Below are 22,391 nucleotides of genomic sequence, written 5' to 3'. Positions count from 1 at the left end.
CGCCCGTTACTTCTTGTCGGCAGCCGCGCTGTCAGAGGACGCCTTCGTGTCAGCGACAGACGAACCGGCAGCCTCGCCGTCGTGGTCGCCGATGTACGTGTCGAGGACCTCCTGGACGCTGCCGTCGGCGATGAGCTCCTTGAGGGCACCGTTGATGGCCTCGAGCAGGGCGTCGTTGTCCTTGCTGACGGCGATGGCGTAGTCCTCCTTGACGTACTCCGTGTCGAGGATCTTGAGGCCGGGGTTGGCGGCCACGAAGTTCTTGGCAGGCTCGTTGTCGATGACGACGCAGTCGACCTTGCCGTTCAGGAGGGCCTGGACGGCGGTAGCGCCGTTCGTGTAGGGGATGACGCGATCCTCGCCATAGTCGTCGGAGCAGTAGATGTGACCCGTCGTATTCTCCTGCACGCCGATGAGGTAGTCGGTGTTCTCTGCCAGCGAGTCAGGGCCGGTGATCTCGGAGCCCTCCGGAACGATGATGACCTGGATGCCCGTGGCGTAGGAGTCCGTGAAGTTGACGTTCTTCTTGCGCTCGTCGTTGACGGTCATGCCAGCGACGCCCATGTCGATCTTGCCCGTCTGGACGGCCGTGATGATGGAGCCGAAGTCCATGTCCTGGATCTCGAGCGTCAGGCCGAGCTTCTCGGCGATGAGGGCAGCCACGTCAGCGTCGATCCCGATGATCGTGTCACCGTCATAGTACTCGTAGGGAGGGAACGCGGCGTTCGTGCCCATCGTGAGCACGCCCTCTGCCACCGTGGTGAACGCGGGCTTGTCGGAAGCAAACGCCATGCTGCCGCCCGCAAGCAGGCCAACGGCGAGCCCGGCAGTGGCAGCGCAGAAACGACGACGAGTGACGACCATGAAATGCTCCTTCGCAACAGTGCCCCAAGGCACATCCAACTCACGTGTGCAACGTCGACTGAATGCGGCCGACATGCATATTTGCACTATATCTTTCTTTCTAATGCATAGACTCGGCATTCAGAAAAAACGTTTCGCCGTTCAAGCGGCCACAAAAATGAGGCCGTCAGCCCACACTCGACGAAAGGCGAGGGGACTGACGGCCTGGGAAGATGTGCCAGGGGGAGCGAGGCCTAGCGGTGAGATGCCTCCGCGTCGTAGTAGAACAGCGCGAGCGTACCCGGTCCGGAGTGCGCGCCGATGACGGGATCGACGTAGGTGATGAGCGGATATGGCATCGGGTCGGACGGGTTGGAGCACCGTTCCATGATCATGTCGGCCAGCAGCTTGGCGTCGTCGTAGCAGTCGCCGTGCGAAATGTAAATCGGCCGCTGGGACAACGGCTCCACCGGCGTCGAGTTCACGAGATGGTCGAGCAGGGCGGAGATGGACTTGCGGCGGCCGCGCACCTTGTCGACGACCTTGAGCGTTCCGTCCACGTCGACGTGCATGACGGGCTTGATGCCCAGCGCCGTGCCGAACACGGCGGACACGGCCGAGACACGTCCACCGCGCTTGAGGAACATGAGGTCATCGACCGTGAACCAGTGACAGATGTTCAGGCGGTGCTCGAGGGCCCACGCGTAGCACTCCTCGATGGAGTGCCCCTGCTCGCGCATGCGGGCGACGTACGTGATGAGCAGACCCTGACCTGCGCTGGCGGCCAGCGAGTCCACGCACAGCAGCTTGCGATGGGGGTATTCGGCCGCGAGCTCACCCAAGACGCGCGACACGAGCTCGTACGTGCCTGACAGGCCAGAGGAAAAGCCGATGTAGAGAACGTCCTCGCCCTGCTCGAGCAGCTCGCGCGCCAGGTGCTGGGCCTCGGCGGCATCAGCGAGCGACGTCGTGGCGACCTTGCCCGAGCGCAGCTTGTCATAGAACGCGCTGAAGTCGGCCTGGACGCCGTCGGTGAAGCTCGCATACTCCTGGCCGTCGATGAGATAGCGCAGCGGCATCATCGCGAGCTCATACTCCTTGACGAGCTCCGTCGGCAGGTTGCAGCTCGTGTCGGTCAGGATGGAGAAGCTCATGGCTTGCCTCCTTGATAAACTGCCTCGGATGGGGCGTAGTTGTGGAACAGGTGTGTTGACGTGCGCATTGTATCAGTTTCAAGAGAGCGAACATCGCGAGCAGTTCGGCGGTTGCCTTCGCATACAATTCAGCAAATGCCCCCGTGACGGTGACCCAGCGTCGTCGCGGGGTGGGACGTCCCCGTCCCACCGTCGGAGAGGGTGACTACAGAAAGGAACCGGTAGATGGCGTACTACTACCCCGAGGCTGCGCACACGTTCAGCGAGTACCTGCTCGTTCCGGGATACAGCTCCTCCGAGTGCATCCCTGAGAGGGTGAGCCTCAAGACGCCGCTCACGAAGTTCCGCCGCGACGAAGAGCCGCGCATCACCCTCAACATCCCGATGGTCTCGGCCATCATGCAGGCCGTTTCCGGCACGCGCATGGCCGTGTCTCTGGCCACTGAGGGCGGCATGTCGTTCATCTACGGTTCGCAGACGCCCGAGCAGGAAGCCGCGATGGTTCGCGAGGTCAAGAGCTACAAGGCCGGCTTCGTCAAGAGCGACTCCAACCTGTCGCCCGACATGACGCTCGCCGACGTCCTCGAGCTCAAGGAGCGCACGGGCCACTCCACGATGCCCGTCACGGCCGACGGCACGCCCGGCTCGCGTCTCGTTGGCATCGTTACGAGCCGCGACTACCGCGTCTCGCGCATGGATCCCTCCACGAAGGTCTCCGAGTTCATGACGCCGCGCGAGAAGCTCGTTTGCGCCCCGTCCACGTGCACCCTGTCCGAGGCCAACGACATCATCTGGGACAACAAGCTCAACTCGCTGCCTGTCGTCGACGATGAGGGCCGCCTGCTTTACCTCGTGTTCCGCAAGGACTACGACTCGCACAAGGCCAACCCCAACGAGCTGCTCGACAAGCACAAGAGCTACATGGTAGGCGCTGGCATCAACACGCGCGACTACGCCGAGCGTGTCCCTGCCCTCATCGAGGCCGGCGTCGACGCACTGTGCATCGACTCGTCCGAGGGCTATTCGGAGTGGCAGAAGCGCACGCTCGACTGGATTCGCGCCAACTACGGCGAGGACATCCCCGTGGGTGCCGGCAACGTCGTCGACGCCGAGGGCTTCCGCTTCCTGGCTGAGGCCGGCGCCGACTTCGTGAAGGTCGGCATCGGTGGCGGCTCCATCTGCATCACGCGCGAGCAGAAGGGCATCGGTCGTGGCCAGGCCACGGCCCTCATCGACGTGTGCGCCGAGCGCGATCGCTACTTCGAGGAGACGGGCGTCTACGTGCCCGTGTGCTCCGACGGCGGCATCGTGCACGACTACCACATGACGCTCGCCCTTGCCATGGGTGCCGACTTCATGATGCTCGGCCGCTACTTCGCTCGCTTCGATGAGTCGAACAGCCGCCGCGTCAACGTGAACGGAACGTACATGAAGGAGTACTGGGGCGAGGGCTCGGCGCGCGCCCGCAACTGGCAGCGCTACGACCTGGGCGGCAAGAAGAGCTCCATGTCGTTCGTCGAGGGCGTCGACTCCTACGTTCCCTACGCGGGCTCGCTGAAGGACGGTGTGGCGGGCTCGCTTGCCAAGGTGCGCTCCACCATGTGCAACTGCGGCGCGCTCACGATCCCCGAGCTGCAGGAGAAGGCCAAGATCACGCTCGTCAGCGCCACGTCGCTCGTTGAGGGCGGCGCGCATGACGTCGTCGTCAAGAACGCAAACCAGACGGTCACGGGTACGAACGCAGAGTAACCGCGGCCTGCGACGCGCTGCCCAAGCAATGCTTCGCAGCTGAACCAGCACGTTTATGCGCGGCGGGAGACGCCCCACGGACTCCCGCCGCGCTTCGCGTATCTCAGGCGAGGCGTCCAGCGGGCGCAGGATCTCGCCTTCGATAGGACCGCACGACGCACAGGAGGATGTCAGACATGACGCAGAGCGATACCGAGCGTCCCGAGGGCCGCGTCCCGGCCTACGACGCGCAGGCGATCGAGACGAAGTGGCAGAAGGTCTGGGACGAGACGAACCTCTATGCCACGGACGAGGACCCGGCCAAGCCGAAGAAGTACGTGCTCGAGATGTTCCCATACCCCTCAGGCGACCTGCACATGGGTCACGCCCGCAACTACACGATCGGCGACGCCATGGCGCGTCAGGCCCGCATGCGCGGCTACGACGTGTTGCACCCCATGGGCTTCGACGCGTTCGGCCTGCCTGCCGAGAATGCGGCCATCAAGCACCACACGCAGGCCGGCGCCTGGACGTACAAGAACATGGACAACGCCCTGGCCACGATGCGCCGCATGGGCTTCTCCTACGACTATGACCGCCTCGTGCGCACGTGCGACCCCTCGTACTACAAGTGGGGCCAGTGGCTGTTCGAGAAGATGTGGGAGCGCGGCCTCGTCTACCGCAAGAAGAGTCCGGTGAACTGGTGCCCCACGTGCAAGACGGTGCTCGCCAACGAGCAGGTCACCGACGGCGTCTGCTGGCGCTGCGGCTCCGTGCCTGAGAAGCGCGACCTCGAGCAGTGGTACCTCAAGATCACCGACTACGCCCAGGAGCTGCTTGACGACCTCGACAAGCTGACGGGCTGGCCCGAGCGCGTCAAGCAGATGCAGGCCAACTGGATCGGCCGCTCCGAGGGCGCCGAGGTCGACTTCACGCTGTGCGACGCCGATGGCAACGCGACGGACACGAAGATCACCGTGTTCACGACGCGCGCGGACACGCTGTTCGGCTGCTCGTTCTTCCTGCTCGCGCCCGAGTACAAGGGCCTGCTCGACCTCGTTGCCGGCACGCAGTATGAGGCCGGCGTGCGCGAGGTCATCGAGGGCAGCGCCAAGATCACGGCCGTCGAGCGCGCCCAGGGCGACCTCGAGAAGCACGGCGCGTTCACGGGCCGCTACGTCATCAACCCCGTCAATGGCGAGAAGGTGCCCGTCTGGGTCGCCGACTACGTCATCTCCGACTACGGCACGGGCGCCGTCATGGCCGTGCCCTGTGGCGACCAGCGCGACTTTGAGTTCGCCCGCAAGTATGACCTGCCGATCATTCCGATCATCCTGGGCGAGGACGACCCGCTCTACCCGCAGCTGCACGCCGAGCAGGGGCGCATCGTGACGTCTGTCGACTGGGATAGCGCCATGGTGACGGAGGGCACGCTCGTCCAGTCCGGCAAGTACACCGGCATGACGGGCGGCAAGCACTCCGAGGGCGAGGCGGCCATCGTCGCCGACCTCGAGGCGTCTGGTGCCGGCCACCGCACGGTCCAGTTCCGCCTGCGTGACTGGCTCATCTCGCGCCAGCGCTACTGGGGCAACCCCATCCCCGCCATTCACTGCGAGCACTGCGGCATCGTGCCCGTGCCCGAGGACCAGCTGCCCGTCACGCTGCCCGAGAACCTCGACCTCGGTGCCGGCGAGACGCTGGCCCAGTGCGCCGACTTTTACGAGACGACGTGTCCCGTGTGCGGCCGTCCCGCCCGCCGCGAGACGGACACGATGGACACGTTCACGTGCTCGAGCTGGTACTACCTGCGCTACTGCGACCCGCACAACGACACGGCGCCTTTCTCCAAGGACGCCGTCGACCACTGGATGCCCGTCGACAACTACATCGGCGGCATCGAGCACGCCATCCTGCACCTGCTCTACTCGCGCTTCTGGACGAAGGTCTGCCGCGACCTGGGTTTGTGCTCCATCGACGAACCGTTCACGAATCTGCTGTGCCAGGGCATGGTGAAGGACGAGCACGGCGAGACGATGTCGAAGTCCAAGGGCAACGTCGTGCCCCCGTCGTCGGTCATCGAGCCGTACGGCGCCGACACGATGCGTCTGAGCATCCTGTTCATCGCACCGCCCGAGAAAGACTTCGACTGGGATCCGAAGGCCGTTGAGGGCTGCAACCGTTTCCTCAAGCGCTCATGGCGCGTCGCATGCCTGCTTGCCGGAAGCGCCGGCGCAGCGGCCCTGGAGGCTCCCGACGCTGCGCCCGCCGTCGACGTCGCCACACTCGACGAGGCAGGCAAGACGCTCTATCGCGAGATCCATCGCACGCTAGCCCAGTGCACGCGCGATTTTGACCGCCAGCAGTTCAACACGGCCATCTCCGCTGTCATGGAGCTCGTGAACGCGGCGAGCGCCTACCTGAACGCAACGGAGGGCCCCGACGGTCCCGACGGTGCGGGCGTTTGCCGTGACGCCAACCTGTGCGCCCTGGCCGCAAGCGACATCGTGCGCGCGCTGGCACCCATCTGCCCGCACTGGGCTGAGGAGCTGTGGCACGCGCAGCTCGGCCAGAGCGGCTCTGTGTACAACGCGGCGTGGCCGGCGTTTGACGTCGAGGCAGCCAAGGCCGACGACGTCGAGGTGGCCGTACAGGTGAGCGGAAAGCTTCGCGCCCGCATCAGCGTGCCGCGCGGCGCCGACCGCGAGACGCTCGAGGCCGCAGGACGCGAGGCCGTCGCGAAATGGCTCGAGGGCAAGAGCGTCGTCAAGGTGATCGCGGTGCCTGACAAGCTGGTCAACATCGTGGCGAAGTAGTCGCTGGCAGCACGGGCTCGGGCCCTCTGCCCGGCGCCCGGGCAGTCCTCGTACCGAAACGCTGGAGGGGCAGGGGTTGCGTTTCCTTAAGATGGGAACGCGCCCCTGCCCCTCCTCGTTGCACTGCGGAATCTCGCGGCGGGCAGAGGGCCCGAGCCCTGCGTCGCGTACTAGCCTTCTCTTTGGAGAGAATAAAAGCCCCCATGCTGTCGTGGTATTGCAGCATGGGGGCCAGGGACGATGGGGTCTAGGATTGCTACGAGTCGCAGAGAAGCGCCCCGTTGAATCCTTTCATGTCGTCGCTTGCCACGCTACGCATGGCCACGGCTAAGCGCGTCAAGCGTTGCCACTCTCTGCCTCATCTCCCGAGCTTGCATTAATAATATAAATCGGTGTTGCAGAGAATCTTCCCGTTGTCACCCTTCGAGTCGTTACGCGCTGCGCTCATGGCACCAACGACAGCGCATACAACGCCGAACGTTAAGACCGAGGTGATGGCTTCGCTTTTGTTGCAGCCGCCTGCCACCGAGTCGAGCTCGGCGTCGGTGATTTCGCCCTGCTCGGCCGCCTTTGCCTTCAGGAACTCCGTCAGCTGCTCGGGCGTCGCGTCGCAGCCACGCTCGGCCAGGAAGGCGGACAGGCCCTCGGGGGTCTTTGCGGCTTCGGCGAAGGCCGCCCTCTCGGCCTCGTCGGCGAGAACGGTGCTGTAGAGCTCGTCTAGCGTCGCCATGGTGCGTCCCTTCTTCCGGGAGATCGCATTCCTAGTCAAATGTGTCGCAGAGAATTTGCCCGTCCTTTCCTCCAGGAGCGTCATATACCGCACTCATGACGCCCATGATGGCGCAGGCAACGCCGACGGTGACGGCCGAAGACACACCTTCCCAGACGTTGCAGCCACCGGCCACGGAGTCGAGCTCGGCGTCGGACATCTCGCCCTGCCCGGCCTGCCTCTCCTTGAGGAACTCGGCCAGCTGCTCGGGCGTCGCGTCGCAGCCACGATCGGCCAGGAAGGCGGACAGCCCCTCGGGGGTCTTTGCGGCCTCAGCGAAGGCCGCCCTCTCGGCCTCGTCGGCAAGCACGGTGGTGTAGAGCTCGTCTAGCGTCGCCATGGTGCGTCCTTTCTCGTGGGTTCTCTCCGTGCGGGCAGCTGCAACCACGCTGCCATTATACGTGTCGCGCTTCGAGGTCCTTTCCTCAGGGGAAGGGAGCCGGTCCAAGAGGAACGAACGTTCCCGTGCGCGACACGAGCGGAAAACCAGCGCCCTAACAGCCAATATCCCGCACCGTCAATGTCACGATAACCTGGGCCTTGCAACAAAAGGACAACAGGAGATGAACCCTGTCTTCGCCGGTATGGGGGCGACCCTCAAACATGACAAGAGCGTAAAAGCGCACGCGCGCATGGGGCAGAAGCGGATTGCAGGGATTACTATAGCGTCGGCTTATGCCATGCCCGAATGGCGTGAGATACACGCCAAATTGGGACAGGGGAGCAAAATCACAAGAAGGGTCTGGACGATGATCTCGTTCGAGACGAGGGGGACTTCCATGAACAAACAAGGTCATACTGAGAAGGACACGCCAAACGTGGGCCTGCGCATCGCGGCAGTGGGAGGATTAGCCGTTGTCCCACTTGTGCTCGCCATCGCAGGTTGTTCTATCCCCAAGCTCGGCACGGAGCTTGACGGTAGCAACCCGGCGGCTACAGCCTCGTCAGCTGCATCCGAGGAGACCGAGCACGCCACAACGTCTGTGCAAGACGCCACGTCCTCGGCTGCGCAGGAGGAAGAAACGCCCCTGCCTGTTCGCTATGGCACCGTTTATTCCGAGGTAACGCCAGAGGGCGTCACGATTTCAACGCCGCACTACGACGTAGTAGTTCCCGACGGCACGCTGCCCGAGGGGTGGTCTTTTACGTACCGTGACGCATACACGGACGTGCGTTCCATGGGTGTCGAAATGAACGATCTCGGCCTTCTTTCAGGCCGTGCCCTGACGTTCTATGACGCAGATGGCGCCGAAGTCGCACAGGTCCTCTGCGCCTCTGGCAACTGGGATGGCCTCACGCAGGCGTATGCGACATATAACACGGGCCTCACGCTGCCCGACGAGCCGACGACGCATATCGTTGTCGCCGTTCCTTACCCTGCGGATGCAGTACCGTATGCCGACGCCTTCGATGATCAGGCAGCTAAGGAGCTGGCCGGGGCGCTTTCCATCACGCCCAAGCTCACCGTCTCTTCCACGGCGTTTGGCTCGACAGCCAAGGATGGCGAAGCCGATTCCACGGGCGCTTCCGCTCCCGCCGGTAGCAGCGCAAAGTCGTCCTTTTCGCGCGATAGGGTCGGCGCATCCGATGGGGAGGTCGGCAGCGGCACACACGTTGTGGCAACGCCCCTCTCTCCGTATGACGCCTCGGGCAAGGTGGCCAGCGTCGCGCAGACTTCAGAGGGGACCTCGATCTATACGCCTTATTACGCCGTGACCGTTCCTGCAGATCTGTTCAAGGGTGCATGGGACTACACGTACAGCGATGTGCTCCTGGCACAGGACGGCGACAACATCGCTGGCCACGCCCTAACGATTTACCCGATGGGCAGTCCTGCGAGCCTGGAGTCGGTGACGTTCTTCGCGGCAAAGGGCGACCCAGCCACGCTGTCGCTCGATTCCTCCATCGACCTCAGCGACGCGGAGGTGCAGGCTGTCGGCGCGCTCGCGGCCGATCCGAACTGGACGGTATACGTAGCGGTGCGCAACCCGTATTACGGGCCCCACGCCGCTACGGGCATCTCCGACTTCTACGACGCGGCGTCCTCTCGCCAGGACGCGCTCGACGCGTGGGCTGACGCGCTCGACGTGGCGTGCTACGCGAGCACAGTCAGCGTGGTCGAGGCTCCGGCCTCCTCTCTCGATGGGGCAGCCTCCTCGTCCTCTCACGAGTCCGCCGGTCTCGATAGGTGCTCCGCCTCGTCGAGCGCAAAGGGCGACGCCATGGCCAGCTCTGGCGCCGATCCCATTGCGTCAACCGATGGCGAGGTCGGCGGCAACGCTGAGCTTGCCAGCGAAGATGGTAGCGAAAGCTCCCTGAGCGACGAAGACGCCGCCTCATCGGAGCATGACGCGTAACATCCCATACACGTGGCTACCAACCGGGTTTATGGGTGTTTTTCGCGCTCGGCAAACATCGGCAAGCTCGCTCTAGCCGTGGCTCTAAGGGCGTGCTAAACTCGCCATGGTAGTTAACCTGTGATGGTAATGTGAAGGAAGTGGGAGTCATCCCACTTCCTTTTTTTGAGACCAAATCACGGTGAAGTCGCATCGCATCGCGCGAGGCGCTTGTCAGATTGATCGGTTGGTGCGCCCCCGTGGAGCGCAGCGGCCAACAGGGAAGGATATGCCGTGGCGCAGAAGGACAAGGCGAACGACATCCTCGCCGCCCTTGAGGCGGTTGCAGGGGAGCAGGGCCTCGACATCGTCGACGTTGAGGTTGCAGGCCCGGCGAGCCACCCCATCGTGCGTGTGCGCATCGACACGCTCGACGAGCAGGGCACGATCGACATGAACGAGGTCGTCGCCCTCACACCTTGGGTGTCTGACGTCGTCGAGGGGCTCGACCCGTTCCCTGGCTCATACGAGCTCGAGGTTTCCTCGCCCGGTCTCGATCGACCGCTGCGCCGCGAGCGCGACTTCGCCCGCTTCATCGGCGAGCGCGCTGAGGTTCGTGCGAGTCATCCCGTGGAGGACCGCACAAAGGGCACGGGCGTCATCGCAGCCGTCGAGGACGGCGTTGTGACGCTGAGCGTCGACGGAGCTGAGTGGCACATTCCGGTGAGCGACGTCTCGCGTGCCCAGCTCAAGCCCGACTTCGACAAGGTATTCGCCGCCGCAAAGAAAGCCGCCAAGCAGGCCGGCGATCTCGAGGCGGCCGGCGAGGACGACACTGACGAGGCATAAAGACAGACATGACGCGGCCTGCGAGGTCGCGAGAGCGTAGCAGCAGGTAGGAAAGGACAGGACAGATGGCCACTGAAATGATCGAAGCGCTGCAGGCCCTGGCGCAGGAGAAGCACCTCGACGAGCTCTACGTGCTCGACCGCCTCGAGCAGTCGCTCGCCAAGAGCTATGCCGACATCCTCGACCTCGAGTGGGGCGCCAAGGTCACCATCGACCGTCAGACGGGCAAGATCTACGTCTACGAGCTCGTTCCCAAGGGCGAGCCCGACGAGGAGACCGGCGACTACACCGAGTTTGACATGAAGGACGTCACGCCGCGCGACACGAGCCGCATCGCCGCCCAGCACGCTAAGGCCGAGATCGCGTCCATCGTGCGCAACGCCGCCCGCGAGCAGATCTACGAAGAGTTCTCCAAACGCGTCGGCGAGCTCATCACGGGCACGGTCCTGCAGACGACGCCTGACTTCACGATCCTCAAGATCCGTGAGGGCGTCGAGGCCGAGCTGCCTCACTTCGACAAGCGCCGCAACCCCGACGAGCGCAACGAGCGCCCGAACGGCGAGTACTACCAGCACAACCAGCGCGTCCGCGCCATCATCATCGACGTGCGCGACCCGAAGGCCGCCCAGAGCGGCACGTCGACGCGCGGCGAGCACAACCGCCCGCCCATCATCGTGAGCCGCACGCACCCCGACCTCATCCGTCGCATGTTCGAGCTCGAGGTCCCCGAGGTCTACGACGGTGTCGTCGAGGTCAAGGCCATCGCCCGCGAGCCTGGCACGCGCTCGAAGGTTGCCGTGAACTCGCTGGACTCGCATCTCGACCCCGTGGGCGCCTGCGTCGGCCCCAAGGGCTCGCGCGTCCGCATGGTTGTGTCCGAGCTGCGCGGCGAGCGCATCGACGTCGTGCTGTGGGACGCCGACCCTGCCCGCTACGTCGCCAACGCACTGTCGCCCGCCAAGGTCACGCGCGTGCTTGCCGACACGGAGAATCAGTACGCCACCGTCATCGTGCCGGACGACCAGCTGTCGCTCGCCATCGGCAAGGAGGGCCAGAACGCCCGCCTTGCCGCCCGCCTCACGGGCTGGCACATCGACATCAAGAACGAGTCGCTCGCCGCAAACCTCATGGGCTCCATCGCGCCGCTCATGAACACGTCGGACAGCGCCGAGCCCGCAGGCGACGCACGCTGCGAGTACGTCGACGAGACGGGCACGCGCTGCCGCAACCAGGCGCGCCCCGGCTCGCGCTTCTGCGGCGTGCACGAGCACATGGACGATGACTCGCTCATCTAAAGCTCTTCCAACGCACCGTAGCGTGCGTTTATGGCATCATTGGTGAGTCGCAGGCGAAAGGGGCGCGATGGCGCAGATACGCGAGAGGACGTGCGTCGCATGCGGACAGACGGGCAGCAAGACGACGCTCGTCCGCTTCGTCCGACATGCCGACGGAACGGTGGACGTCGACCCGACGGGTCGTCAGCCGGGCCGCGGCGCCTACCTCTGCGCCGAGCAGACCTGCTTTGACGTGGCTCACAAGCGTCACGCCCTGGATCGCGCGCTCCGGGTGCGTATTGGCGAAGACGGCTATGCGCGCCTCGGGACAGAATTCGACATGCTGTGCGTCGGGCACAGTGACGACGTACAGTAAGGACAGGTGGTGTACATGGCCAAGATTCGCGTGCATGAGCTCGCCAAGGAATTTGGCATGAGCAGCAAGGAGATGCTCGGTCATCTCCAGGATATGAAGATTCCCGCCAAGTCGGCGAGCTCGACGCTCGAAGACGCCTACGTCAATCTTGCGCGCAAGAACCTCGCTCCCATCCTCGAGCAGCGTGCGGCGGAGATCGAGGCCGCGCGACAGGCTGAGGAAGAGGCAAAGCGCGCCGAGGAGGAGGCCAAGCGCATCGCGGAGGAGAAGGCCCGCCAGGAGGCGGAGGCCCGCCGCGAGGAGGAGCGCCGCATCGAGGCTGAGCGCCGTGCCGCCGAGGAGGCGAAGCGCGCCGAGGAGGAGCGCATTCGTGCCGAGGAGGAAGCCGCTCGCAAGGCCGAGGAGGAGAAGCGCAACCACGGCGACAACGCCCCGAAGTCGACGCCCTCGTTCTCTTCGCTGCTCGAGCAGATCGCCCAGCAGGAGCGCGCGCTTGCCGACGCCGCCAAGGAGCGCGAGCGCCAGGCTGCTCAGAAGAGCGAGGCCTCCAAGGCCGGTGCCGCTGACCGCTCCGGTCGCGGTCCCAAGCGCTCTGGCTCGAACGCCACCCCTGCGCCCAAGGGTCAGCGCGGCCCTGTCGCCGCTCCCGCCGGCCGCCCCGCAGCTGACGCCGACACGGCGCGCTCTGGCAAGAAGGGCCGCAAGGCGGGCCGTGACGCGGCTCCCGTCGCCGAGGCAGCTGCAGGCGAGGATCACTACGCCCGCATGGCCCGCGAGGCCGAGGCCTACAACCGCGATCGCATCCTTGCCGAGGCCCGCGAGGCCATCGCTGAGGCGAACCGCGAGACTGGCCGCCGCAAGAAGCGCAAGGAGCGTCGCGAGGCCGCCGCGGAGGAGGAGCGTCACGAGGCCGCCATCAAGGAGGCCCTCGCTAACGACCAGAACCCCGAGGATCTCGACGTCGTCAAGCTTGGCGAGAACCCGACGGTTTCGGAGTTCGCGGAGGCGCTTGGCGTTCCGGCCAACGACATCATCAAGCGGCTGTTCCTGCTCGGCTCCCCGCTGACGCTCACGCAGACGATGAGCAGTGACCTCGTCGAGCTCATCGCCGACGATCTCGGTCGCCGCGTCAAGATCATGACGGCGGAAGAGGAGAACACGTTCTCCTTCTATGACGACCCGAAGGATCTCAAGCCGCGTCCCCCTGTCGTCACGGTCATGGGCCACGTCGACCACGGCAAGACGTCGCTGCTCGACGCCATCCGTCACACGGGCGTTGCTGCGGGCGAGGCCGGCGGCATCACGCAGCACATCGGCGCGTCCGAGGTCAAGATCAACGGCAAGGAGATCACGTTCGTCGACACGCCCGGCCACGAGGCCTTCACGGCCATGCGTGCGCGCGGCGCCAAGGTCACGGACATCGCCGTGCTCGTCGTCGCTGCTGACGACGGCGTCATGCCGCAGACGATCGAGTCCATCAACCACGCCAAGGCCGCAGGCGTGCCCATCGTCGTTGCCGTCAACAAGATCGATAAGCCCACGGCCAACCCCGACCGCGTGCGCCAGGAGCTCACGGAGCATGGCGTCATCCCCGAGGAGTGGGGTGGCGAGAACATGTTCGTCAACGTGTCGGCCAAGAAGGGCATCGGCATCGACGACCTGCTCGAGACGATCCTGCTCCAGGCCGAGGTGCTCGAGCTCAAGGCAAACCCCGACACGTTCGCGTCTGGCTACGTGCTCGAAGCCAAGCTCGACCGCGGCCGCGGACCCGTCGCGTCCGTCATCGTGAAGCGCGGCACGCTGCACGTCGGCGACATCGTGCTCGCCGGCATGTCCTACGGTCGCGTACGTGCCCTGCTCGACCAGCACGGCCGCCGCATCAACGACGTTCATCCCTCCGAGGCCGCTGAGATCCAGGGCCTGGGCAGCGTCCCGGCCGCCGGCGATGAGTTCCGCGTGTTCAACGAGGAGCGCCAGGCGCGCGAGCTCGCTGACCAGCGCGCGCTCAAGGCCCGCCTCGCCGAGCAGGAGAAGCGCAAGCACGTCACGCTCGAGAACCTGTTCGAGACGATGGACGAGAGCGACGTCAAGGAGCTCAGCCTCGTCGTGAAGGCCGACGTTCAGGGCTCCATCGAGGCTCTGGAGGGCGCGCTCGAGAAGATCGACCAGTCCGAGGTCAAGATCCGCGTCATCCACGCCGCAGTTGGCGCCGTGTCCGAGACCGACGTCACGCTTGCCGCCGCGTCCAACGCCATCATCATCGGCTTTGGCGTGCGCCCCGATCCCAAGGCGCGCGACGCCGCCGAGCGCGAGGGCGTGCAGATCAAGACCTACCGTGTCATCTACCAGGCCATCGACGACATCGAGGCTGCTCGCCAGGGCATGCTTGCGCCCGAGTTCGAGGACAAGGACACCGGTGCCGCTGAGGTCCGCGAGACGTTCAAGGTGCCGCGTGTTGGCACGATCGCGGGCTGCATGGTCACGAACGGCGAGATCAGCCGCGACGACAAGGTGCGCGTCGTGCGCGACGGCGTTGTCGTGTACGAAGGCACGATCGGCTCGCTGCGCCGCTTCAAGGATGACGTCAAGAGCGTCAAGAGCGGCTATGAGTGCGGCATCGGCATCGACGGCTTCCAGGACATCCACCTGGGCGACGTCATCGAGTCCTACAAGACCGTCCAGATCGAGCGCACCGCAACGCCGTCGAAGTAACTGCCGCGCGGGGAGGAGGGTTTCACCATGAAGCAGAACGCCGCAACGCGCCGCCTGGCGCGCGAGGCGCGGGAGAAGATCGCCTCGATTCTCATGCTCGAGGTCTCCGACCCGCGTCTTGACCTGATCACGATCACGTCGTGTGAGGTGTCGGTCGATCGATCGCTGTGCCGCGTGTACGTGGCGGCACAGCCCGGCACCTACGACGACGTACTCGCCGGCCTCGAATCGGCTAAGGGGCGCATTCGTTCGCTGCTTGGCCGCTCGCTCACGTGGCGCGTCACGCCCGAGCTCGACTTCGTCATCGATACGACGACGGACGAGGCCATGCGCATCACGGAGGCGCTCAAGAACGTGCCTCCAACAATGAGCGTGCCTAAGGACGAGTTCGGCTATCCCATCGAGGATGACGCGGACGTCGATCTCGACGGGGATGACGAGCAGGACGACCCGGCGGGTGGTCAGGCGCTGTGATGTCCTCATCCACCTGCTGGCCCATGCCGCTCGATGAGCGCGAGCGTTCGGCGTTCGCGCTCATCGAGGCGGCCATTGAAGAGGCCGACACCATCGCCATCTCGGGTCACACAGACCCTGACGGAGACGCGCTTGGCTCCAACCTGGGCCTTGCTGCCATCATCGCCCAGCGCTGGCCCGAGAAGCACGTCACATCCCTGCTCGCAAACGACGCCGACGTTCCGCGCGTGTACGCTCAGCTTCCTGGGGCAGACGGGCTCGTGTGGGCCTCGAAGTACACAGACACACCCGACCTGTTCATCAGCGTGGACACGCCGATGCCCGAGCGGCTCAAGAATGGTGCCGCCGTGTTCGAACGTGCCCGCGCAACCGTCGCCATCGACCACCATCCCACGCTGCAGGAGTTCGCGCAGATCAACCTCGTGCGCGACACGGCCGCTTCCGCAGGCGATATCGTGTACGACTTCATGCGCTACCTGGGCGTGGAGCCGTCGCTCTCCGTGGCGACGTGCCTGCTAACGGCCATCCTCACGGACACGGGCCGCTACCAGTACCAGAACACTGACGCCCACGCACTGCGGGCTTCGGCCGACCTCATCGACGCCGGCGCGTCCCCCGCCCAGATCGCGACGTGGGTGTACCAGAGCGACACCGTCGCCTGCATGCACCTCAAGGCTCTGGCTATGGAGCGTCTCGCCCTCGACGAGACTGGGCGCATTGCTTACAGCTGGGTTACGTGCGAAGACCTCGAGCGCCTGCATGCGAAGCCCGAGGACTGCGAGGGCCTCATCGACGTTGTACGCTCCGTCGCCGACATCGATGCGTGCGCGTTCTTCCGCGAGCGTGCGGACGGCACGGGCGTGCGCGGCAACCTGCGCTCCAAGGGGAGTCTCGACGTCGCGTCCGTCGCCGAGCGCTTCAACGGGGGAGGGCACCGCTCCGCCGCCGGCCTGACCTACGAGGGCGCCATGCCCGACGCCCTGCGCGACGTCGTCCAAGCCCTCTCGCAGGCCCTTACGGCCCACCACGCGGCCGTGGCGCCGCATGCGTGCGAGGCGTAGCATGGGACGCCGCCCCGCATCGACGAGCGGGCTCAACCTGCTCGTTGGCATAGACAAGCCAGCCGGCATGACGTCGCACGACGTCGTGGCCCGCGTGCGCCGTGCGTTGCACGAGCGCCGCATCGGCCACGCCGGCACGCTCGACCCGCTCGCGACGGGCGTCATGGTGCTCGGTGTAGGTCAGGCGACGCGCCTGCTCGGCTTCGCGACCGCAGAAGACAAGGAGTACCTCGCCCGCGTCTCGTTTGGCCATGAGACGACGACCGACGACGCCGAGGGCGAGACGCGCTGCGAGGCATCGACCCCCGAGCATGTGCTCGACCTTGCCTTTGCGCAGGACTCCATGAACTTGCTACTCAACATGACGCAGCAGGTCCCTCCGGCGTACTCGGCCATCTCCGTCGACGGCGTGCGTGCGTATGCCGCAGCGCGTCGCGGCGAGGAGGTCGCGCTTGACCCGAGGCCGATCCGCGTACTCTCCGCCCTGGCGCTCGCGACGGGCACCGACGACGACGGCGCCCCGTTCTGGGACATCATCGTGCATGTCTCCAAGGGCACGTACGTGCGCGCCCTCGCGCGCGATCTGGGGCGCGAGCTGGGTAGCGCGTGCCACCTGCGCCAGCTGAGGCGCACGCGCTCTGGCAGCGTCTCGCTGTCGCAGTGCGTCTCTCTGGATGAGCTCGAGTACCTCGGGGTACAAGCTCTTCGCCCGCTCGACCCCGCTGCCGTGCTCGGGCTACGCACCCGCGCACTGTCCGAGCGGGAGAGCGCCGCCGTGCGCAACGGCACGCCGGTTGACTGCGGCGTTCTGGCAAACGCCCGAGAGGGCGAACGGGTCGCGCTCGTGTCCGGCGGGCTGCTGCGTGCGGTCGCGACGGTGCGACGCGGGCGCCTCGAGCCTGCGGCCGTCTTCCCAGACGGCATCGACGGAATGAACGACGAAGGGTAGCGATGGTGACGATGGACGACATCACCCCCCTGGAGCTCGCACGTCGCGCCTTTCTCGTGCAGCCCTCTCATGACGGCGCCTCCGCCTCGCCTGCACAGGGCTCCGCCAGCGAAGCGCGCCTCATACGCCTCGATCTCGACCAGGATGCGCCATACATCGGCCCCGCGGTCTGCTCGATCGGCGCGTTCGACGGCGTCCACCAGGGGCATCGCTTCCTGTTCTCGCACGTCGTGCAAGACGCGCGTGACAGAGGTATCGCCAGCGCCATCGTAACGTTCGAGCCCGACCCCGACGAGCTCTTCTTGCCGCGCGAGCGCGTGCGAAAGCTGCTCAGCGACGAGGATCGCGCCGCGTACCTGCGTACGTTCGGCACCGACTACGTTATCATCGTCTCGTTCACGCGCGAGCTTGCCTCGCACAGCTGCGAAAGCTTCCTGCACGACGTCCTCGGACGCGTCATGGAGGTCAAGGCCATCCACGTGGGCGCCGACTTCCGCCTGGGGGCCGGCAACGAGGGGACGGTCGACAGTCTGCGCGCAGTGGGGGAGCGCGACGGGTTCGACGTGCACGGCCACGTCCTGCGACGCTTCGACGACCGGACCGTCAGCGCAACACGCGTCCGCAACGATCTGGCTGCCGGCAACATTGACGAGGCGACCGATCTGCTATGCCGTCCCTATTACCTGAGGGGCACGGTCGTCAACGGTCGCCACGAGGGTCGCGACCTGGGATTCCCCACGGCTAACGTGCAGATCACCTACCCGTACGTCATGCCCGCCGAGGGCGTGTACGCCGGCTTCGTCGAGGCGCGCGGCGTCGCGTGGCCCGCTGCCATCAACGTCGGCATTCCGCGCACGTTCGCCGGCAAGCAGGGGTGCGCGGAGCTCGAAGCGAACCTCATTGGCTTCACCGGCGACCTTTACGGCGAGTCCGTGCGCGTCGCGTTCACGAAGTTCCTGCGCCCGCAGCGCAAGTTTGACTCACTTGACGAGCTCATCGCCACGGTCAACGGCAACATTGACTGGGTTGCCTCCGCCTACGGCACAAAGGGTCTGACGCTGTGATCAGCCCCGAAGAGGTCCAGAAAGTCCGCGAGGCAACAGATCTTGCCGCCCTCGTCGGCGAGACGGTCGCGCTGCGGCCGCAAAACGGCGAGCTGTGGGGCTGCTGTCCCTTTCACCACGAGAAGAGTCCGTCGTTTCACATTCGCACGCGCCTCGGCACGTGGTTTTGCTTCGGCTGCCAGCAGGGCGGTGACTGCTTCAAATACGTGCAGCTGCGCGACAACGTCGAGTTTCCTGAGGCGGTTCACATTCTGGCCGACCGTGCGGGCATCGAGTTGAAAGACGACGAGACCCGCTCGCGCCGTCACGGCTCGTCCTCGCGCAAGGCCCGCCTGTTTGCAGCCATGGAAGCGGCGACGGCGTTCTACCACGCGCAGCTCACGCGCGTGCGCGACGGGGGGCCTGCCAAGGCGCGCTCCTACCTCGCCGGCCGTGGCATGGGCAGCGCGGTCGCTGACCGCTGGAACCTGGGCTATGCCCCGGGCGGCGGCGCACTCATCGGCGAGCTCACGCGCCAGGGCTTCACGCGCCAGGAGCTCATCGACGCCCGCCTTGCCTCCGACAAGGGCGGCAAGTTGCGCGATTTCTTCTTCGACCGCGTCATCATCCCCATCTGCAACCCCGAGGGCCGCGTTATCGCGCTCGGCGGGCGCTCCCTCGACCCGAGCGCGCCGGCGAAGTACATAAACTCGGGCGAGTCGACGCTCTACTCAAAGAAGCAGACGGTCTTCGCGCTCGACCGGGCAAAGTCCGGCATCACGGCGGCTCAGGAGGCCATCATCGTCGAGGGCTACTTCGATGCCATATCCATGCACGAGGCGGGCATCAGCAACGTCGTCGCCCCGTGCGGCACGGCGCTAACGCCAGCGCAGATGAAGCGCATCACGTCGTTTCTGCAGAGCGGCGCCTCGTCAGTGAGCCGCGGCCGCATCGTGTGCCTGCAGGACGCCGACTCCGCCGGCCAGAAGGCTGCAGAGCGCGCGTTCGAGTATGCGGGCACCGTGCCTACACCCATGTATCGCCTCACGCTGCCCGACGGCAAGGATCCCGACGAGTTCCTGCGTGCCCACCCCGTCGAGGAGCTGCGCTCGCTGCTCGACGGCGCTGTGCCGCTCGCGCGCTACGTCGTCGACAGGCATATCGACCAGTTCGACACGACGACGCCCGAGGGGCGCGTCAACGCGCTCGCCGACGTCGTGCAGGCCATGGGCCCGGTCAAGGGAACGCCGTTGGGCGAGGAGTACGTGCAGTACGTCGCGGACCGTCTCATGACGGACGCGACGACCGTGCGCACGTCACTTGCGCGCGTCCAGTGGGCACCCCGCCCCGACTACGACGACGCCCCCGACGAGCCCATCGTTTTCGAAACGCGCACGGACCGACTTGACTTGCGCGACGACCTGCGTCCCCCCGCCACGGCGTCCGCTCCGATGCTCGCGACGTTGCTGCCCGGCGACGCGCGCATGATCCGCGTCGAGCGGGAGGTGCTTGCGACGATCGCCGCAGACGTTGACGCGTCGCGCGCCTTTGCCGACCGCGTCGCCTCCATCGTGTGGGCCGATCCCCGTGACGAGGCCATCGCCTGGGCCCTGCTCGCCACGCCGGAGGGGACAACGCCGCTGCAGGCCATCGGGGCAGCAGAGTCCGTTGTGCCCGAGGGGGCGACCATCCTCGCAGCCGGCGACTCAGCCCTTGCAAGCGAGCAGGACAACGGGCGTGCGCTCAACATCCTGCTCGATGACCTCGAGATGAAGTCGCTGCGACGCCAGATCGATCAGGGCCGCGCACGCCTCAACGCCCTGGACGCGACGGGTGATCCCGATGCGTTCAACACGCTGTTCGCAGAGCTGACGGGCTATCAGCGACGCCTCAAGGAACTCGAGACCGGCTTGCGTGCGATGAAGTAGGGGAGATCGAGCACCGCGTGCTTGAATGACTGCCGCTCGGCGTGGATAATAATTCGTTTGTAAGAGACGCATCGGTTTTGGGTACACGGCAGAGGAGGTTTAGTCTCGGCCGTGCGCATTATGCGCGACTCACGGTGAAAGGACAGGGTTTGACGAAGACGATGAAGGACGTTGCCCTCTCGGACGAGCTGAACGCTTCGGTTGAAAAGCTCGTGCTCAAGGGCAAGACCGAGGGTTCCATCACCGAGGACGACATCCAGATAGCTCTTGCCGACGTCGACACGGACGGCGACGAGCTCGAGGCTGTCTACGATGCCATTCGCGCTCAGGGCGTCGACATCAAGGCGTCTGGCGATGCCGTCGATGCCGAAGAGGAGGAGAGCTTCGCCGAGGAGGAGATCGAGGACGAGATCGACACGTCGGAGGCCGCCGTCGTCGACATCGAGCTCCCCAAGGTGACTGCCCCCACTAAGTCGCGCCGCAAGGCACATGGACGTCGCAACGAGCCGCAGGCCCCCGTGCTGCTCACGGGCGACCCCGTGCGCATGTATCTGAAGGAGATCGGCAAGGTAGACCTGCTCTCCGCCTCGGAGGAGATCGACCTGGCCATGAAGATCGAGGCGGGTCTCGAGGCCACGAAGCGCCTTGACGACGCCGAGGACTCGGGCGAGGAGCTGCCCCGCGCCGAGCTGCGCCGCCTCAACCGCGTCGAGCAGGTGGGTCTCGACGCCAAACAGCGCCTCATCAGCGCAAACCTGCGCCTCGTCGTCTCCATTGCCAAGCGCTACGTCGGCCGCGGCATGCTGTTTCTCGACCTCATCCAGGAAGGCAACCTCGGCCTCATCCGCGCAGTCGAGAAGTTCGACTACACGAAGGGCTTCAAGTTCTCCACGTACGCCACGTGGTGGATCCGCCAGGCCATCACGCGCGCCATCGCCGACCAGGCCCGCACGATCCGCATCCCCGTGCACATGGTCGAGACGATCAACAAGCTCGTGCGCGTCCAGCGCAAGCTGCTGCAGGACCTCGGCCGCGACCCCACTCCGGAGGAGATCGCCGAGGAGATGGACATGACGCCCGACCGCGTCCGCGAGATTCAGAAGATCTCGCAGGAGCCCGTGTCGCTGGAGACGCCTATCGGCGAGGAGGAGGACTCCCAGCTCGGAGACTTCATCGAGGATGGCCAGGCTATCGTGCCGCCCGACGCCGCAAGCTTCTCCATGCTCCAGGAGCAGATCAACCAGGTGCTCGACACGCTGGCCGAGCGCGAGCGCAAGGTCATCGAGCTGCGTTTCGGCCTGACGGACGGCCATCCCCGCACGCTCGAGGAGGTCGGCAAGGAGTTCGGCGTCACGCGCGAGCGCATCCGTCAGATCGAGAGCAAGACGCTGGCCAAGCTTCGCCATCCCAGCCGCTCCAGCAAGCTGAAAGACTATCTGGAGGACTAAGCTCCTGACGCGATTCCTATCGTCTTCCGCGCGGCCCGGGCACGCAGCGATGCGCCCCCGGGCCGCCTTCTTTCTCGGAGGCCTACGTCTCCGAATTTATGGACTCATCTCCATATCCGAAGTTTCTGCTTGCGTTGCAGGGCAGCTTGTCTATACTAATCACCGCTGTTTGAGCGCCGCATTCCCCGATAGCTCAATGGTAGAGCACTCGGCTGTTAACCGAGTTGTTGTAGGTTCGAGCCCTACTCGGGGAGCCACTTGCTTTTCCTCCGGGAGCATACCTCCCTTTTGACATTCCCCGATAGCTCAATGGTAGAGCACTCGGCTGTTAACCGAGTTGTTGTAGGTTCGAGCCCTACTCGGGGAGCCAGCTCCTCTAAGACCCTCGCATTGCGGGGGTCTTTTTGTATATCGGTCTACCTCTGTCTCACTGCGCATGTATTTCTGTGACGCCTGCACCTGGTTCTGGCAGCGGCGCCATCCCTGTGGTACCATCGCTTGCGCAATGCCCCCTTAGCTCAGCGGATTAGAGCGTTCGCCTCCGGAGCGAAAGGTCGACGGTTCGAGCCCGTCAGGGGGCACCAGCTTGCCTTCATTACGCCCCGCGGCGTCTTTCGAGATGTCGCGGGGCGTT

17 protein-coding genes and 3 tRNA genes are annotated in these 22,391 nt (G+C 65.4%); 16 read left to right on the top strand and 4 right to left on the bottom strand.

Annotated elements, in window-relative coordinates:
• Positions 1 to 6: 6 nt before the first annotated feature.
• Positions 7 to 864 (bottom strand): amino acid ABC transporter substrate-binding protein, encoded by an 858-nt coding sequence (locus KHZ24_01175; GenBank protein MBS5449815.1) that lies wholly within the window; start codon positions 862 to 864, stop codon positions 7 to 9.
• 233 nt (positions 865 to 1,097) lie between these two features.
• Positions 1,098 to 1,997 carry a DegV family protein gene (locus tag KHZ24_01170; protein ID MBS5449814.1) on the bottom strand — a complete coding sequence of 300 codons (900 nt, stop codon included), beginning with the start codon at positions 1,995 to 1,997 and terminating at the stop codon, positions 1,098 to 1,100.
• Positions 1,998 to 2,222: 225 nt separating this feature from the next.
• On the opposite strand from KHZ24_01170, the gene KHZ24_01165 reads away from it, so the two are divergent.
• Positions 2,223 to 3,746 (top strand): IMP dehydrogenase, encoded by a 1,524-nt coding sequence (locus KHZ24_01165; protein MBS5449813.1) that lies wholly within the window; start codon positions 2,223 to 2,225, stop codon positions 3,744 to 3,746.
• Between the two features lie 167 nt (positions 3,747 to 3,913).
• A complete protein-coding gene (leuS, locus tag KHZ24_01160) occupies positions 3,914 to 6,538 on the top strand; it encodes a leucine--tRNA ligase (GenBank protein ID MBS5449812.1) in 2,625 nt (874 codons plus the stop codon).
• A 376-nt stretch (positions 6,539 to 6,914) separates the two neighbouring features.
• Here the strand turns inward: leuS and KHZ24_01155 are convergent, their stop codons facing one another.
• Complete coding sequence (locus KHZ24_01155) at positions 6,915 to 7,268, bottom strand: hypothetical protein (protein MBS5449811.1); 354 nt, start codon at positions 7,266 to 7,268, stop codon at positions 6,915 to 6,917.
• 31 nt (positions 7,269 to 7,299) lie between these two features.
• Positions 7,300 to 7,647 (bottom strand): hypothetical protein, encoded by a 348-nt coding sequence (locus tag KHZ24_01150; protein ID MBS5449810.1) that lies wholly within the window; start codon positions 7,645 to 7,647, stop codon positions 7,300 to 7,302.
• Positions 7,648 to 8,056: 409 nt separating this feature from the next.
• Here KHZ24_01150 and KHZ24_01145 point away from each other — a divergent pair, with 409 nt between their 5' ends.
• From KHZ24_01145 to KHZ24_01080, 14 genes are all read left to right on the top strand, one after another.
• Positions 8,057 to 9,664 (top strand): hypothetical protein, encoded by a 1,608-nt coding sequence (locus KHZ24_01145; GenBank protein MBS5449809.1) that lies wholly within the window; start codon positions 8,057 to 8,059, stop codon positions 9,662 to 9,664.
• Between the two features lie 273 nt (positions 9,665 to 9,937).
• Positions 9,938 to 10,492, top strand: a complete 555-nt coding sequence (locus KHZ24_01140; GenBank protein ID MBS5449808.1) for a ribosome maturation factor RimP — start codon at positions 9,938 to 9,940, stop codon at positions 10,490 to 10,492.
• A 65-nt stretch (positions 10,493 to 10,557) separates the two neighbouring features.
• On the top strand, positions 10,558 to 11,787 hold the full coding sequence (gene nusA / locus KHZ24_01135) for a transcription termination/antitermination protein NusA (protein MBS5449807.1): 1,230 nt from the start codon (positions 10,558 to 10,560) through the stop codon (positions 11,785 to 11,787).
• A gap of 67 nt (positions 11,788 to 11,854) precedes the next feature.
• A complete protein-coding gene (locus KHZ24_01130) occupies positions 11,855 to 12,142 on the top strand; it encodes a YlxR family protein (protein MBS5449806.1) in 288 nt (95 codons plus the stop codon).
• A gap of 15 nt (positions 12,143 to 12,157) precedes the next feature.
• Complete coding sequence (infB, locus tag KHZ24_01125; GenBank protein ID MBS5449805.1) at positions 12,158 to 14,854, top strand: translation initiation factor IF-2; 2,697 nt, start codon at positions 12,158 to 12,160, stop codon at positions 14,852 to 14,854.
• A 27-nt stretch (positions 14,855 to 14,881) separates the two neighbouring features.
• Positions 14,882 to 15,328, top strand: a complete 447-nt coding sequence (rbfA, locus tag KHZ24_01120; protein ID MBS5449804.1) for a 30S ribosome-binding factor RbfA — start codon at positions 14,882 to 14,884, stop codon at positions 15,326 to 15,328.
• A gap of 23 nt (positions 15,329 to 15,351) precedes the next feature.
• Positions 15,352 to 16,389, top strand: coding sequence for a bifunctional oligoribonuclease/PAP phosphatase NrnA (locus tag KHZ24_01115; protein MBS5449803.1), 1,038 nt, complete (start codon positions 15,352 to 15,354; stop codon positions 16,387 to 16,389).
• Position 16,390: 1 nt separating this feature from the next.
• Positions 16,391 to 17,338, top strand: coding sequence for a tRNA pseudouridine(55) synthase TruB (gene truB / locus KHZ24_01110; GenBank protein MBS5449802.1), 948 nt, complete (start codon positions 16,391 to 16,393; stop codon positions 17,336 to 17,338).
• Between the two features lie 11 nt (positions 17,339 to 17,349).
• A complete protein-coding gene (gene ribF / locus KHZ24_01105) occupies positions 17,350 to 18,402 on the top strand; it encodes a riboflavin biosynthesis protein RibF (GenBank protein MBS5449801.1) in 1,053 nt (350 codons plus the stop codon).
• Positions 18,399 to 20,309 (top strand): DNA primase, encoded by a 1,911-nt coding sequence (dnaG, locus tag KHZ24_01100; protein MBS5449800.1) that lies wholly within the window; start codon positions 18,399 to 18,401, stop codon positions 20,307 to 20,309. Before ribF ends, dnaG begins: the two co-directional genes overlap by 4 nt.
• A gap of 161 nt (positions 20,310 to 20,470) precedes the next feature.
• Positions 20,471 to 21,757, top strand: a complete 1,287-nt coding sequence (gene rpoD / locus KHZ24_01095) for an RNA polymerase sigma factor RpoD (protein ID MBS5449799.1) — start codon at positions 20,471 to 20,473, stop codon at positions 21,755 to 21,757.
• 182 nt (positions 21,758 to 21,939) lie between these two features.
• Positions 21,940 to 22,014: transfer RNA gene (locus tag KHZ24_01090), tRNA-Asn, on the top strand.
• A 38-nt stretch (positions 22,015 to 22,052) separates the two neighbouring features.
• Positions 22,053 to 22,127 (top strand) — tRNA-Asn (locus KHZ24_01085).
• A gap of 137 nt (positions 22,128 to 22,264) precedes the next feature.
• Positions 22,265 to 22,341 (top strand) — tRNA-Arg (locus tag KHZ24_01080).
• Positions 22,342 to 22,391: the final 50 nt, after the last annotated feature.

Source organism: Coriobacteriia bacterium (assembly GCA_018368455.1).
Classification (GTDB): domain Bacteria; phylum Actinomycetota; class Coriobacteriia; order Coriobacteriales; family UMGS124; genus JAGZEG01.
Note: the sequence above shows the minus strand (reverse complement) of the source record. Positions and strands in the feature narration are given on the sequence as shown.